Source organism: Nocardia beijingensis NBRC 16342 (assembly GCF_001612785.1).
GTDB classification, from domain to species: domain Bacteria; phylum Actinomycetota; class Actinomycetes; order Mycobacteriales; family Mycobacteriaceae; genus Nocardia; species Nocardia beijingensis.
In genome coordinates, this window is sequence record NZ_BDBC01000029.1 from 184,869 (window position 1) to 199,058 (window position 14,190).

Sequence of the window (14,190 nt, forward strand, 5' to 3'; positions counted from 1 at the left end):
ACTAGCCTTGCCTCGGTACTTGCCGAACCAGGAGAGGCTGATGACCACCTCAGAACTTCCCGCACGCACGTCGTTGACCGCCGATGTCCGCAACGGCATCGACTACAAGGTGGCGGATCTGTCGCTGGCCGATTTCGGCCGCAAGGAGATCCGTCTGGCCGAACACGAGATGCCCGGTCTGATGGCGCTGCGCCGTGAGTACGCCGAGGTGCGGCCGCTGCAGGGCGCGCGCATCTCCGGCTCGCTGCACATGACCGTGCAGACCGCGGTGCTGATCGAGACCCTGACCAGCCTCGGCGCCGAGGTTCGCTGGGCCTCCTGCAACATCTTCTCCACCCAGGACCACGCGGCCGCCGCCGTGGTCGTCGGCCCGAACGGCACCGTCGACGAGCCGAAGGGCACCCCGGTGTTCGCCTGGAAGGGCGAGACCCTGGAGGAGTACTGGTGGGCCGCCGAGCAGATGCTCACCTGGCCGGGCGAGCCCGCCAACATGATCCTCGACGACGGCGGCGACGCCACCATGCTCGTGCTGCGCGGCGCGCAGTTCGAGAAGGCGGGCGTGGTGCCGCCGGAGGACGAGGACCACTCGGCCGAGTACAAGGTGTTCCTGAACCTGCTGCGCGAGCGCTTCGAGTCCGACCGGGGCAAGTGGACGAAGATCGCCGAATCGGTGCGCGGCGTCACCGAGGAGACCACCACCGGCGTGCTGCGGCTCTACCAGTTCGCGGCGGCGGGCGAGCTGGTCTTCCCGGCGATCAACGTCAACGACTCGGTCACCAAGAGCAAGTTCGACAACAAGTACGGCACTCGCCACTCGCTGATCGACGGCATCAACCGCGGCACCGATGTGCTCATCGGCGGCAAGAAGGTATTGATCTGCGGCTACGGCGATGTCGGCAAGGGCTGCGCGGAATCGCTTGCCGGACAGGGCGCCCGGGTGCAGGTCACCGAGATCGACCCGATCAACGCGCTGCAGGCGCTGATGGACGGCTACGACGTGGTGACCGTGGAGAAGGCGATCGGCGATGCCGACATCGTCATCACGGCCACCGGCAACAAGGACATCATCACCCTCGAGCACATGAAGGCGATGAAGGACCAGGCCATCCTCGGCAACATCGGCCACTTCGACAACGAGATCGACATGGCGGCGCTGGAGCGTTCCGGCGCAACGAAATTGAACATCAAGCCGCAGGTCGACCTGTGGACGTTCAAGGAGACCGGCCGCTCGATCCTGGTGCTGTCGGAGGGTCGTCTGCTCAACCTCGGCAACGCGACCGGCCACCCGTCCTTCGTGATGTCCAACAGCTTCTCCAACCAGGTCATCGCGCAGATCGAGCTGTGGACCAAGCCGGAGGAGTACGACAACGAGGTCTACCGGCTGCCGAAGCACCTGGACGAGAAGGTCGCCCGCATCCACGTCGAAGCGCTCGGCGGCGAGCTGACCAAGCTCACCAAGGACCAGGCCGAGTACATCGGCGTCGACGTCGAGGGCCCGTACAAGCCGGATCACTACCGCTACTGAGCCGCGGAACAATCGGAAGCCGCTGACACCGAAAGGTGTCAGCGGCACCGTTTCTCGCATCGGGCAATCCTCACCTGCTTCTGCGATAGGCCAGCGTTACAGTCGACCGGGCGAAAATCCATCGAAGCCGGCCTGCCGACCCGATATGCTTCTGGCCGGGGAGAGTCTCCACTGGTCATGTGATGCCGCTGCGGCGCAGCATGGTGCAGTGCATAGGAGGGGGAGTCCGAGATGAAGCACATCCGAGGACCGATTCGAGTGAGCCTCGCAGTCCTGCTGGGCGCTCTGGTTGCCGGCGGTGTAGTAGCGACCGCACCTAGTGCCTCAGCCCAGCAGGTGTGGGGTGCGTGCGGCATAAGTACGCCGGAAGATAAGGTCGTCGCTACATACAGCAAGGGCACGCTGCGGTGCGGCAATAGAGGCTGGGGTTTCCGGCATGTCCAAGGTTCACATCTGAACGATTGGCAACGGCTTGCCGATATCGAGGGCAGGAACTGGCGCGACATCGCTGACATAGCCATCGCTAAATCAATGGACAACCCCGACGTTCAACGCTCGGTGGGGAGTGACAGGTACTGCTACTCCGGCCAGATCTACCTGGTCAACAAGGTGCGTGGCACGATTGAGACGACCGCGCAGCCAACGGTTATCGTAAATACCGCAACGGGGAATATCGCGACCGCATATCCCGGAGGTGGTTGCCGTGCCTGACCCGACTGGTGACGATCTGGTGAGTTCGATCATCGAGGCGGGCCGAGATTGGGATCTCGGCATCGTTGAGCGAAACGGTTCGCTGTGGGTCGAACAACGCGCCGGAGAATCGGTCCGCCCGCCGGTGGAGATCCGGTTCACCAGAGACGAGCTTGCCGAGTACTACCAAAGGACGGTGAGTGATGGTGGACATGAGGCTTCGCCGCAATCGTCCTGGGAATGGTGGAAAAGCTTGGTCTCGACGCATCTCGCTGAGGCCATGTACAAGCTGGGTGGCCTTTCGAGGCCCGGCGTGATCCGCATCGGCGAGTACGGTCTTACCGCGGTCGGCTCCGACTGAGCATCGCGCCGAGACAGCTGGCAGTCGAGTTCGTTCCGCCCTTCGTCTTCAGACCAGAACGCCCTTCGGTGGGGCGGGTGTTGTGGGTTGGCGGAAGCTGCGCATTGGACAAGCGTCCCGCCAAGACCCGCGGGCCTGCCAGCCGGTCCACTGGCATATGTGCTGGTGAGGCGGTGTTCGCGCACGTCGACAGGAGGGGTAGTGTGCCTGGTCATGGGAGTGCTGATAGCGGTCGAAGGGCTCGACGGCGCGGGTAAGCGGACGCTGATCGAGCGGGTGGTCGCCGATCTGCGTGGGCGCGGGCTGCGGGTCGCCACGATGGCCTTCCCGCGCTACCGCGTCTCGGTGCACGCCGACCTGGCCGCCGAGGCGCTGCGTGGCGCGCACGGCGACCTGGCGGGCTCGGTCAGCGGCATGGCGCTGTTGTTCGCGCTGGACCGCGCGGACGCCGCCGACGAGCTGTCGAAGCTCTTGGCCGACAACGACGTTGTGCTTCTCGACCGTTATGTCGCTTCCAACGCCGCCTATTCGGCCGCCCGCCTGGGGCAGTCGGCGGACGGTGAAATCGTGGCCTGGGTGGGCGAATTGGAGTTCGGCAGATTCGCTCTACCGGAGCCCGCGCTCCAGGTATTGCTGGACGTGCCCACCGAGCTCGCCGCCGAGCGTGCCCGCACGCGTGGCGAACTCGACGCCGAGCGCGCGCTCGACGCCTACGAACGCGACGGCGGTCTCCAGGACCGCACCGGCGCGGTGTACCGTGAGCTGGCCGAACGCGACTGGCGCGGACCCTGGTGGACGTACCGATCCGACGACGGTCCGGCTGTGCTGGCCGCGCGCATCACCGAAATCGTTGGTCGATAAGGTTGGCTGTGCCGCGGGTTCGCACCAGTGTTGGCGTGGCGGCCCGATCCTGGCCTGGGAGATGACAACATAGTAGTTATGAAGCCGAAGATTCTGGTCGTCGACGACGATATGGCACTCGCTGAGATGCTCACGATCGTCTTGCGCGGGGAAGGGTTCGACCCGCATGTGGTCGGCGACGGCACACAGGCCCTGGCGGCGGTTCGCGAGATCCGCCCCGATTTGGTGCTGCTGGACCTGATGCTGCCCGGCATGAACGGCATCGACGTGTGCCGTGTGCTGCGGGCCGATTCCGGGGTTCCGATCGTGATGCTCACGGCGAAGACCGACACGGTCGACGTCGTGCTCGGTCTGGAGTCCGGCGCGGACGATTACATCGTCAAGCCCTTCAAGCCGAAGGAGCTGGTGGCCCGGGTGCGGGCCCGCCTGCGCCGCACCGAGGAGGAGCCCGCCGAGCTGTTGTCGATCGCCGATATCGTGATCGATGTGCCCGCGCACAAGGTCAGCCGTGGTGGCGCGCAGATCTCGCTGACGCCGCTCGAGTTCGACCTGCTCGTCGCCCTGGCCCGCAAGCCGCGCCAGGTGTTCACCCGTGAAGTCCTGCTCGAGCAGGTCTGGGGCTACCGGCACGCCGCCGACACCCGCCTGGTGAACGTGCACGTGCAGCGCCTGCGGGCGAAGGTGGAGAAGGATCCCGAGAACCCGGAGATCGTGCTGACCGTCCGCGGTGTCGGTTACAAGGCCGGACCGCCGTGATCCATGGCGTCATCGCGCGTCTGGAACGATCGCTGGCTCCGGTGGTGGCCTGGTTCCAAGCGGTCGGCATTGCCCTAGGCCACCTGTGGCGTCGTTCGCTGCAGTTGCGCGTCATCGTGTCGACGCTGACGTTGTCGCTGATCGTCATCACGATCCTCGGTGTCGTGCTGACCAGCCAGATCACCGACCGGCTGCTGGACGCCAAGATCAACGCGGCGGTCGAGGAGATGGACCGTGCGCGCAATACGGTGGAGAGCCAGCTCGCCGGTGTGCACGACATCGGCGCGCAACCGCAGCGGCTGGAAGAGGCACGCAACGCGCTGTCCAACCGCGGCGGCAGCGGCCAGTCCACCGGCGCGGCGGGCAGCTTCGTCTCGGCGCTGAGCGTCATCGGCGGTATGCCGCCGCAGCAGATCCAGCGCGGCCCGATCCAGGAAGTGCCCGACGAGCTGCGCCGGTTCGTGCAGCGCAACCAGGTCAGCTACCAGTTCGCCACCGTCGAGGACGCGGATGGCTACAGCGGTCGCGCGCTGATCATCGGCAGCCCCAGCGCGGAGATCCCGACCCTGGAGATCTACCTGATCTTCCCGCTGGCCAACGAGGAGCGCAGCCTGTCGCTGATGCGCGGCACCATGCTGGTCGGCGGCATCGTGCTGCTGGTGTTGCTCGCCGCGATCACCGCGCTGGTGACCAGGCAGGTGGTCCTGCCGATCCGTTCCGCGGCCAGGATCGCGGGCCGGTTCGCCGACGGCAGGCTCAAGGAGCGCATGCTGGTGCGCGGCGAGGACGACATGGCCCGGCTGGCCCAGGCGTTCAACGAGATGGCCGAGAGCCTGTCCAACCAGATCACCCAGCTGGAGGAATTCGGCAACCTGCAACGCCGGTTCACCTCCGACGTCAGCCACGAGTTGCGCACGCCGCTCACCACCGTGCGGATGGCCGCCGACCTGATCCACGGCAGCAGCGACGACCTCGATCCCGCCCTCGCCCGCAGCGCCGAGCTGCTGGTCAACGAGCTCGACCGGTTCGAGGGCCTGCTCAACGACCTGCTGGAGATCAGCAGGCACGACGCGGGCGTCGCCGAACTGCAGGTCGAATCGCTGGACGTGCGGATGTGCGCGCGGGCCGCGATCTCGACCGTGCGGCACCTCGCCAAGGACGCCGGCGTGGAGATCATCAGCGACATGCCGGAGGAACCGCTGGTCGCCGAGGTCGATCCGCGCCGGGTGGAGCGGGTGCTGCGCAATCTGCTCGCCAACGCGATCGACCACAGCGAGGGCAAGCCGGTGCTGATCCGGATGCGCGGCGACACCGACAGCAACGCGGTCGCGGTCGTGGTGCGGGATCAGGGCGTTGGTCTTCGGCCCGGCGAGGAGAAGCTGGTCTTCAACCGCTTCTGGCGTTCGGATCCGTCCCGCATGCGCCGCTCCGGCGGCACCGGCCTCGGTCTGTCGATCAGCGTGGAGGACGCCAACCTGCACGAGGGCAAGCTCGAGGCCTGGGGCGAGGTCGGGCTCGGCGCCAGCTTCCGCCTGACGCTGCCGCTGGTGCGTGGCAAGAAGCTCGGTCCGAGTCCGCTTCCGCTGGAGCCCGCGCGCAAGACGATGCACGTGGTGGAGCCGGAACCGCCCGCCGATCGCGACGCGACCGAATCCGGCACGGCGCGACCGGCCGCCGCCGAGACGGGCGCGGCGCAGGTGACGAACGCCCTGCCGCAAGGCGCGCAGGCGGACGCCGCCGAACCGGTCGGCGTCGAGACCGAGCCGGACGCGGTGCCCTCGGACAGCGTGAGTGAGCCGGCCGGGACGGACGCCGCGGACGCGGAGGGCGGCGCAGCCGCGGAGCCGAGCGCGAGTGGGCTGCCGGGAGCGGCCGAAAGCACGGCGACGTCCACCGACAACGCGCAGGCCGGAGAGCAGCCCGCGCCCGGATCGAACGGATCGCCCGCGTCGGAGTCGGCGCAGACCGGGGGCGGCGCGTCGCGCGAACCGGGGGACGTACAGTCATGAGAATGCGTGTCGGATCTGCGCGGATGCGGCGGCTGACCGTGCTGACAGCGGCGGTCCTCGCGGTCGTGATGCCGCTCACCGCCTGCGCCAGCCTGCCCGAGTCATCGGCGCCGGAGGCGCTTGGCACCATCAATCGCGAGCCCACCTCCGAGGGTCCGCCGCCCCCGGTCGCCAACCGCGATCCGGATCTGCTGCTGCGCGATTTCCTCCAGGCCACCGCCGATCCGGCCAACCGGCATCTGGCCGCCCGGCAGTACATGACGCCGGCGGCCTCCACCCAGTGGGACGACGCGGCGGGCACCGTCATCGTCGAGAAACCGGATACCCTGCGGGAATCGCGCTCCGGGGACAAGGCCAATTATCTGATCCGCGCGCGCAAGGTCGGCGAGCTGTCCGCGGACGGCGGGTACCGGCCCAACGACGACATCCCCTTCGTCGAGAACAAGATCGAGCTGACCAAGATCGACGGCGAGTGGCGCATCGACGAGTTGCCCGACGGCGTGGTCATGGACTCCGCCGCGTTCTTCAAGTCCTATCGCCGCTACACGCTGTACTTCGTCGATCCGAGCGGCACGATGGCCGTGCCGGATCTGCGCTGGCTCTCGGTGCCGAAAGCGCAGCTGACCCAGCGATTGATCAGCGCGCTGCTGGAGGGGCCGCAGCCGGCGCTGTCGTCGGTGCTGCACAGCGAGTTGACACCGCCGATCGCGCTGCGCGGGACGATCACCAAGGCCAACGGCGACCCCGACGGCGTCGGCATCGGGCTCGGCGGCGTCCGGATCGACTTCGCGGGCGCGTCGGCGCTGAATCCGCGCGAGCGCGAACTGCTGGCCGCGCAGGTGGTGCTCACGTTGTCCAGCGCCGACATCCTCGGGCCGTACATGTTGCTGGCCGACGGCAAGCCGCTGGACGAGCGCTTCGCCGCCACCGGGTGGAACGTGGCGGACGTGCAGCAGTTCAATCCGGCCGCTGCGCGCAGTCAGGGCGGGCTGCACGCGCTGCGCGGCGGCGGCCTGGTGCAGATCGCCGAGAACGGCGGCATCACCCCCACGCCCGGCTACTTCGGCGGTGTGAACAATCTGCAGTCGGCGACGCTGTCTCCGGACGGTCAGTTCGTCGCCGCGGTGGCGGAAGCGGGACGACCGCCGGGCGTGCCGTCGCGCACCCTGATGGTAGGCACCTACGGCGGCAACGCTTTTCCGGTGGCCGAGGGCTTCACGATCACCCGGCCCTCGTGGACCGCGGACGGCAGCGCGGCATGGGCGGTGGTCGACGGTGACCGGGTGATCCGTGCGGTCAACGATCGCGGCACCGGCAACGTCTCGGTACAGAACGTCGACATCTCGGGACTCACGGCGGCCTCATCGGCCACGGCGCCCCGGCTGCCGATCACCGAGCTGCGGATCTCCCGGACCGGGGTGCGGGCGGCGCTGATCGCCGACGGACGGGTGTACGTGGCGGTCGTCGTGCCGCAGCCGGACGGGAAGCTGGCGCTGACCTCGGCGCTACCGGTCGGTGTCGGGCTCAGCACGGCCGCGGTGTCGGTGGATTGGCTCGACGCGGACACGATCATCATCGCGCGCGAGGGCAATGTCGACCCGGTGAGCACCGTGTCGGTCGACGGCTCGGAGCCGACGCCGCTGACCTCGCAGAATCTCACGGCGCCGGTGCGCTCGGTGAGCGCGAGCCCGGACCATCAGTACGTCGCCGACTCGCGTGCGGTGCTGGAGCTGACCTCCGCGCCGGATCAAGGGCAGCCCTACTGGCGTGAGGTTCCGGGGCTGGGCGCGAACGCCATCCCCGTCCTGCCGGGCTGAGCGGCGATCGGTCGCCGGTACGGAGTCACTCTCGGGGCGGTCGTACACGAGGGTCGCGGGCAGCGGTCCGAGCGCGGCGTAAACGGCTTCGCCGCAAGGTGTCAACGCTCTGCCAGGCGCAACGTCGCCTGCCTGCTCGAGCGAATCTGTCGGAGCGCGGGCGCACACTCTTTCGATGCGAACCCTGCTCGATCTGGTCTTGCCCGCCGCCTGCGCGGGCTGCGGACGTTCCGGCGTCGATTGGTGCGCCGACTGCGCCGTCACGTTGGCCGGTCCACCGGTGCGGGTGTGGCCGCGCAGCGACCCCGGCGTTCCGTGCTGGGCGCTCGGGCCATATGCCGGGCCCGCGCGCCGGGCGGTGCTCGCCGCGAAGGAACGGGGCCGGCGGGATCTGGCGGTGCCACTCGGCAGGGCGCTCGCGGGCGCGCTCGCCGAGCTGCGTTCGCCACACCTGCCTTTGGTACTGGTGCCCGCGCCGAGCAGGCGCGTGGCGGCGCGGCGCCGCGGCGGCGATCCGGTGCTGCGCTCGGCCGCGGTAGCTACGCGATGGCTGCCCAACTGCCACGTGTTGCCTGTGTTGCGACTGGGGCGCGGGGTGCGTGATTCGGTGGGCTTGACACGCTCCGAACGCGCTCGCAACCTGAACGGGCGGGTAACCACGGCGCCCGCTCCCGCCGCGAACTGGGGAATACCGGCGAATGCCGAGGTGGTGCTGGTCGACGACGTGCTGACCACCGGGGCGACGGCCCGCGAGTCGGTGCGCGCGCTGGTGTGCGCCGGATTGCCGACACGTGGCGTTCTGGTTACTTGTGCTGCTTGACTCCGGGAAATTTGCGTGAACACTGGCGATCAGCCCGTCGGCGGACTAGCGTCGCGGACACACACCCGAACCGCAAGTTTGGAGGTGGCGCCTCGGACGTCTAGTGCCGAGCAATCGTCGTTCGGCACGGTTCAATCCCGCCGCACTGGAATCGGTCGGTGCGGCCAGATCCGGGAGGTACGCGTGACGACTTCTTCACGACCTTCAGTGAAAGATCCCGCTGCTTCGATGCTGGAATCCAGCACCAAGGAAGCACTCGAGCAACCCACAGCGGAACGACCACGGGCGCCGCGCGGCGACATCGTGGTGAAGGGTCGCAATGTAGAGGTGCCCGATCATTTTCGTATCTACGTCGCGGAAAAACTCTCCCGATTAGAACGCTTCGACCCGTCGATCTTCCTCTTCGACGTCGAGCTGTTCCACGAACGCAACCGTCGCCAGCGCAAGAACTGTCAGCGCGTCGAAATCACCGCGCGCGGAAAGGGTCCCGTCGTGCGGGCCGAGGCCTGCGCGGACAGCTTCTACGCGGCCTTCGAGTCGGTGACCGCGAAGATGGAGAGCAGGCTGCGCCGCACCAAGGACCGGCGCCGGGTGCACTACGGCGACAAGACGCCGCTGTCGGTCGCCCAGGCCACTGCCGATCTGGTGGACGACTCCCTGTTCGAACGGCTCGGTGAGTCCGGCGCCGCGCACGCGCACGAGGAGCAGGAGCGGGAGCCGGATTACGACGCCGGTCCCGGCCACATCGTGCGCACGAAGGTGCACTCGGCGACGCCTATGACCGTCGACGACGCCCTGTACCAAATGGAACTCGTCGGCCACGATTTCTTCTTGTTCCAGGACAAGGAGACCGACCGGCCTTCGGTGGTCTATCGCCGCCATGCCTTCGACTACGGCCTGATCCGTCTGGCCTGACCGAACCGAAACCGCACGTTCCCACTTCTCCGGGCATTCGGCTCACCGGCCGGATGCCCGGAGTTTTTCGTCGGGGCGAGGTTCACCGCCGCCGGTCGCGAAAGAACGTGCGGTGCAGCAGCGAATCGCGGCGCGGTGGACGCATGGCGTGCAGCATCACCATGTCGGCGAAGGTCTCCGCGTCGCGCTCGCGCATGGTGCCGTAGTCGGTACGGCCGAGCACGTGGGCGATCGACTCGGGCGAGATGGAGGGCAGCAGGTCGGCGACCGCCGCCACCGTCGGTGTGCTCGTGGGCGGCTCATCGGGCCGGTGCTGCTCCGGGCCGTGCCCGAGCAGCATGTGCCCGAGTTCGTGCACGATGATGTGCTCGGCGTGCCATTCGGTGGTGTCGGCGCCGTAGACGATGACATCGCTGTCCTGCTTCGCGATCCACAGACCGCTGCCCGTGCCGCAACCGGTGCCGGCGAGCAGGGCGGTGTCGATCGGCAACAGGCTGATGCTGCGGCCGCGGTGCGCCGCGACGGCATCGAGGTAGGCGTGCAGATTCCATGGGTGGGGTATCGGGAGGTCCCGGGTCAAGCTCCGGAACCGGGCCTGGATGGCCATGATCGGTCTCCTACAAAAGCTCAGTGGCCCATGTAGGGAAGCATGCTACCGACTCGGCGGCATCGACCCTTCCGTGCTCTGAATGATCTTGGCGAGCATGGCCCGATCGATGTTCGAACCGCGCAGCGCGATGCTGGCGACGTTCGCGTCGCGCATGGTGGCGAGCAGTTCCAGTTCGCGGTCGATCGCCTCCGCCGCGTGGCCGCGGGTGAGCAGGTAGTCGGCGGCGACGCCGAAGCTGCGCGCCACCGCGCCGAGGATGTCGGCATCCGCCGCGGCACCGGTGTTCCGGTCGAACTCGCCGTCGCGCAGGCGGGTCAGGTAACCGGGCGGCACCGGCCTGCCGAGGATTTCACTCACCTGCCCGGCGACGGACTCGGTGCTGCGTTCGGGGGAGTCGCGCGGATGCACCACGGCGAACAACCTGTTGATCTTGTGGCTGAGAGTGAGTTCGGTGGAGTTCGATTCCTGGTCGCTCATGGTCGCCTCGTCACTCGCCGTTTCGAAACGCGGGCGGGGCCATGTTCGCCGCCAGCCAGCGCGCGCGGAACCGGGCCTCGGTCGCCGCATCGATATCCTCCGATCGACCGGCCAGCCAGCGGCGGTACCGGCGTTCCTGTAGCTCGTCGGGATCGCTTGCCGCCGCGGGGACCGCGAGCAAGTGTGCGAAGGCCATCTCCACCAGCGGGTGCAATTGCCTGCCCGGTCCGCCGTTGCGTTCGAGCATGGCGGTCGCGTACCGCGCCGACAGCTTGGAGACCACCCGGTTGAGTTCCGCGATCGCGGCGACCACCTGCGGATCGGTGGTGCGACCGTGTTCGACGGCGTCGTTGAGCCGGCCCGACGCCGCGAGCAGGCCGGTCAGGTCGGAGATTTCGAAGCGGATCGCGTCCGGCCCGGCCACCACCGAGTCGCCCGCGCCGCGCACGGCGTTCGCGGGTTCGTCGGCGGCGGGTTCGCCGCCGGCATAGGTGCGTGCGGCGCTGCCCGGTAGCCATCGCAGCGGCGCGTCGAGCTTGTTCAGCGTCTGCATGCTGATGGTCGCCTCGCCGTCCTCGATCTTCCGGATGGTCGGCGCCGAAGGTCCCCCGAGGTCGCCGATCTGTAGCTGGGTGAGGCCGAGCTCGTCCCGGCGTTCTCGGATGATTCGCCCGAATCTCTTCTGCCGCGACAGCTCCGAAGGGCTATGCATAGTGAGTTAATGGTAAGCCGATGGGAGGTCTCAGGCAAATCAATAGAAACTATTTGGAAAATAAGTCGAAAGTTTGTTACGGTTCTTTGCGTCGGATGACCGGAGTGCATGCGACGGTTCCGGGACGGGCAGGGGCGTTCGCCGGGACGGGCGTCTCGGTCCGTCACGCAATGGCGCGTGGCGGACCGGTTCAGCGGCGGTGGAGGGGATCGCCGCTGTGTCGGGGGTTCACCGTCGGCGAAGGGGGTCGACGGTGAACTTACTTTGCAGTAAGTTTGGTGGTCACAGGCTTTCGAAAGGAATCGCATGGCCACCAAAGCCGCTCGCCGTGCCGTGATCGTGTCCGGTGCGCGCACGCCGTTCCTGCGGGCGTTCACCGGATACACCCGAATGGATTCCATCGCGCTCGCCGATGCCGCGGTCCGGGGACTGCTTGAGCGCACCGGGCTGCCCGGCGGGCACGTGGAGGCGATCGTCTGGGGTGGAGTCATCCTGCCCGGCGCGGCGCCGAACATCGCCCGCGAGATCGCGCTCGACCTGCGGCTGAATCCCGGCTGCGAGGGCTGCACGGTCACCAGGGCCTGCGCCTCCGGACTGCAGGCCGTCACGTCGGCGGCGGCCGCGATCGAGCGTGGCGAATACGACGTGATGATCGCGGGCGGCAGCGATTCCACCTCGAACGCCGAAGTCAAGCTGCCGCAGAAGGTCGTGCACGCGGCGGCTCCGCTGGCACTGGGCAAGCCGAAGCCGAAGGACTACCTGTCCGCGGTCGCGCGCCTGGCGCCGTTCACCGACCTGCTGCCCAGCAGGCCCAAGATCGCCGAGCGCACCACCGGCGAGGTGATGGGCGAGTCGGCCGAGAAGATGGCTCGTATCCACGGCGTGAGCCGCGCGGATCAGGACGAGTTCGCCGCACGCTCACATCACCGGGCTGCGGCCGCCATCGAGTCCGGCCGGTTCGACGACGAGGTGCTGCGGGTCCGCACCCCCGAAGACGCGGAGATCCTGCGCGACGGTCTGGTGCGCGGCGACACCAGCGTCGCGAAACTGGCCGCGCTGAAGCCCGTTTTCGCCGCCGACGGCAGCGTGACCGCGGGCAACGCCAGCCCCCTCACCGACGGCGCCGCCGCGGTGCTGCTGATGAGTGAGGAGAAGGCGCACGCCCTCGGGTATCGGCCGCTTGCGGCGTTCCGCTCGTGGAGTTACGTGAGCGTCGACCCGGCCGATCAGGTGCTGATCGGTCCGGCCATCTCGATGCCACGGGCGCTGGAGAAGGCCGGAATGTCGCTGGCCGACACCGATCTCGTCGATATCCACGAGGCCTTCGCCGCTCAGACTCTTGCGGTGCTGACCGCGCTGGCCAGCGACGAGTGGGCCAAGACCCGGCTGGATCGCGACACCGCCGTCGGCGAGGTGGACATCGAGAAGTTGAACGTGCACGGCGGCTCGATCTCGCTCGGCCACCCGTTCGGCGCCACCGGCGCGCGCATGGTGACCACCATGGCCAACGAACTCGCCCGCACCGGAAAGAACACGGCCTTGCTCGGCATCTGCGCCGCGGGCGGCATCGGCGCGTCGGCGGTGCTCGAACGGGTCTGAGACGACGCGTGCGCCCCGATCCCGCCGGGGGCCTCGGTCAGGCCTTGCCCCGCCGCTTGCGTCCCTCGTCGGCCAGGATGCGCAAACAGGTCTGGTGCTTGGTCTCGCCGGGGATGCCTTCCCGACGCAGGCGCAACGTCGCCTGTGCCAGATCGATGCCCAGCTCGCTCGACAGCCGAACAGCATCGACATTGGCCATTGCACAATCCTCCTGGAACTGACGAAACCACGATGAAGAACACTGCGTCAGAGACAGTTTCGCCCTTGTCGTACCCAGTGGGGATCCGATTGAACCATGAACGATCCACACAGTTGGGTAACGACGCGCGACGCGGAGGTCAGCCGCGATAGGTCTCGTGGTGCACCGCCTCCGTGAGCGGCCTGCCCGCGCGCCAGCCGAAGCGCTCCAGGTCGGGAACGCGCTGGAACTCGCGCACCGGCCCGACGCACAGCCAGGCGACGGTGCGGACGGTCTCCGGCAGACCGATCAGATCGGAGAGGAAGCCGGGATCGTAGAACGACACCCATCCCACGCCGATGCCTTCCGCGGTGGCGGCCAGCCAGAGATTCTGGATGGCGAGCACGGCCGAATAGATCCCGGTTTCGGGCACCGTCGCGCGGCCGAGCACCTGCGGTCCGCCGCGATCGTGGTCGTAGCAGACCACCACCCCGGTGCCGCTCTCCAGGATGCCCTCGATCTTGATCGGCTCGAACGTGGCGGCGCGCTCGGGCGGCAGGGCGTCGCGGAACTCGATGCGCTTGCCTGCCACGTGATCGGCGAACGCGCGCAGCGTCGCCGGATCGCGGACCACCACGAAATCCCATGGCTGCGAATTCCCGACGCTCGGCGCCCGGTGCGCGGCGTCCAGCAGCCGCCACAGTGTCGCGTCGTCGACCAGTTCGCCGGTGAACTCCGCGCGTACGTCGCGGCGGCGCCGGATGGCCTCGTAGACACTCAGAACCTCAGCATGCACCGCCCGAGTCAATCAAACCCGGTGAACTCGCCGCGCGCGGCGTCGGCCGGCGCGCGGCGACGTG

The 14,190-nt window shown here is 68.1% G+C and carries 15 protein-coding genes; 10 read left to right on the top strand and 5 right to left on the bottom strand.

What is annotated here, in order from left to right:
• Positions 1-40 precede the first annotated feature (40 nt).
• The 9 genes from ahcY to hpf all read left to right on the top strand — a co-directional run bounded on the left by ahcY (position 41) and on the right by hpf (position 9,754).
• A complete protein-coding gene (gene ahcY / locus NB3_RS18325; RefSeq protein WP_067804541.1) occupies positions 41-1,525 on the top strand; it encodes an adenosylhomocysteinase in 1,485 nt (494 codons plus the stop codon).
• A gap of 231 nt (positions 1,526-1,756) precedes the next feature.
• The gene (locus tag NB3_RS35100) at positions 1,757-2,236 is read left to right on the top strand and encodes a hypothetical protein (RefSeq protein WP_218020590.1); all 480 of its coding nucleotides are present in this window, start codon (positions 1,757-1,759) and stop codon (positions 2,234-2,236) included.
• Positions 2,229-2,576, top strand: a complete 348-nt coding sequence (locus NB3_RS18330; RefSeq protein WP_218020591.1) for a hypothetical protein — start codon at positions 2,229-2,231, stop codon at positions 2,574-2,576. Before NB3_RS35100 ends, NB3_RS18330 begins: the two co-directional genes overlap by 8 nt.
• Positions 2,577-2,789: 213 nt before the next feature.
• Positions 2,790-3,437: a dTMP kinase gene (locus NB3_RS18335; protein WP_067804551.1), complete on the top strand. Its 648-nt coding sequence runs from the start codon at positions 2,790-2,792 to the stop codon at positions 3,435-3,437.
• Between the two features lie 78 nt (positions 3,438-3,515).
• Entirely contained in the window at positions 3,516-4,193 is a 678-nt protein-coding gene (gene mtrA / locus NB3_RS18340) for an MtrAB system response regulator MtrA (protein WP_039800350.1), read from the top strand.
• Positions 4,194-4,237: 44 nt separating this feature from the next.
• Positions 4,238-6,202: an MtrAB system histidine kinase MtrB gene (mtrB, locus tag NB3_RS18345; RefSeq protein WP_157111852.1), complete on the top strand. Its 1,965-nt coding sequence runs from the start codon at positions 4,238-4,240 to the stop codon at positions 6,200-6,202.
• Positions 6,199-8,019, top strand: a complete 1,821-nt coding sequence (gene lpqB / locus NB3_RS18350; RefSeq protein ID WP_067804553.1) for an MtrAB system accessory lipoprotein LpqB — start codon at positions 6,199-6,201, stop codon at positions 8,017-8,019. Before mtrB ends, lpqB begins: the two co-directional genes overlap by 4 nt.
• 175 nt (positions 8,020-8,194) lie before the next feature.
• Positions 8,195-8,839 (top strand): ComF family protein, encoded by a 645-nt coding sequence (locus tag NB3_RS18355; RefSeq protein ID WP_067804556.1) that lies wholly within the window; start codon positions 8,195-8,197, stop codon positions 8,837-8,839.
• A gap of 228 nt (positions 8,840-9,067) precedes the next feature.
• Positions 9,068-9,754 (top strand): ribosome hibernation-promoting factor, HPF/YfiA family, encoded by a 687-nt coding sequence (hpf, locus tag NB3_RS18360; protein WP_067804558.1) that lies wholly within the window; start codon positions 9,068-9,070, stop codon positions 9,752-9,754.
• Between the two features lie 82 nt (positions 9,755-9,836).
• Here hpf and NB3_RS18365 read toward each other — a convergent pair whose 3' ends face one another.
• Genes NB3_RS18365 through NB3_RS18375 form a run of 3 tightly spaced genes read right to left on the bottom strand, consistent with a single transcriptional unit; the run spans position 9,837 to position 11,553 of the window.
• Entirely contained in the window at positions 9,837-10,361 is a 525-nt protein-coding gene (locus tag NB3_RS18365) for a hypothetical protein (RefSeq protein ID WP_067804564.1), read from the bottom strand.
• A gap of 45 nt (positions 10,362-10,406) precedes the next feature.
• Positions 10,407-10,841 (bottom strand): hypothetical protein, encoded by a 435-nt coding sequence (locus NB3_RS18370; RefSeq protein ID WP_067804565.1) that lies wholly within the window; start codon positions 10,839-10,841, stop codon positions 10,407-10,409.
• A 10-nt stretch (positions 10,842-10,851) separates the two neighbouring features.
• Complete coding sequence (locus tag NB3_RS18375) at positions 10,852-11,553, bottom strand: helix-turn-helix domain-containing protein (protein WP_067804567.1); 702 nt, start codon at positions 11,551-11,553, stop codon at positions 10,852-10,854.
• Positions 11,554-11,859: 306 nt separating this feature from the next.
• Between NB3_RS18375 and NB3_RS18380 the strand changes: the two genes are divergently transcribed.
• Positions 11,860-13,152 carry an acetyl-CoA C-acyltransferase gene (locus NB3_RS18380; RefSeq protein ID WP_067804569.1) on the top strand — a complete coding sequence of 431 codons (1,293 nt, stop codon included), beginning with the start codon at positions 11,860-11,862 and terminating at the stop codon, positions 13,150-13,152.
• A 37-nt stretch (positions 13,153-13,189) separates the two neighbouring features.
• On the opposite strand, the gene NB3_RS35105 is transcribed toward NB3_RS18380, so the two are convergent.
• Complete coding sequence (locus NB3_RS35105; protein ID WP_157111850.1) at positions 13,190-13,351, bottom strand: hypothetical protein; 162 nt, start codon at positions 13,349-13,351, stop codon at positions 13,190-13,192.
• A gap of 139 nt (positions 13,352-13,490) precedes the next feature.
• Positions 13,491-14,111 carry a 5,6-dimethylbenzimidazole synthase gene (gene bluB / locus NB3_RS18385; RefSeq protein ID WP_067804632.1) on the bottom strand — a complete coding sequence of 207 codons (621 nt, stop codon included), beginning with the start codon at positions 14,109-14,111 and terminating at the stop codon, positions 13,491-13,493.
• Positions 14,112-14,190: the final 79 nt, after the last annotated feature.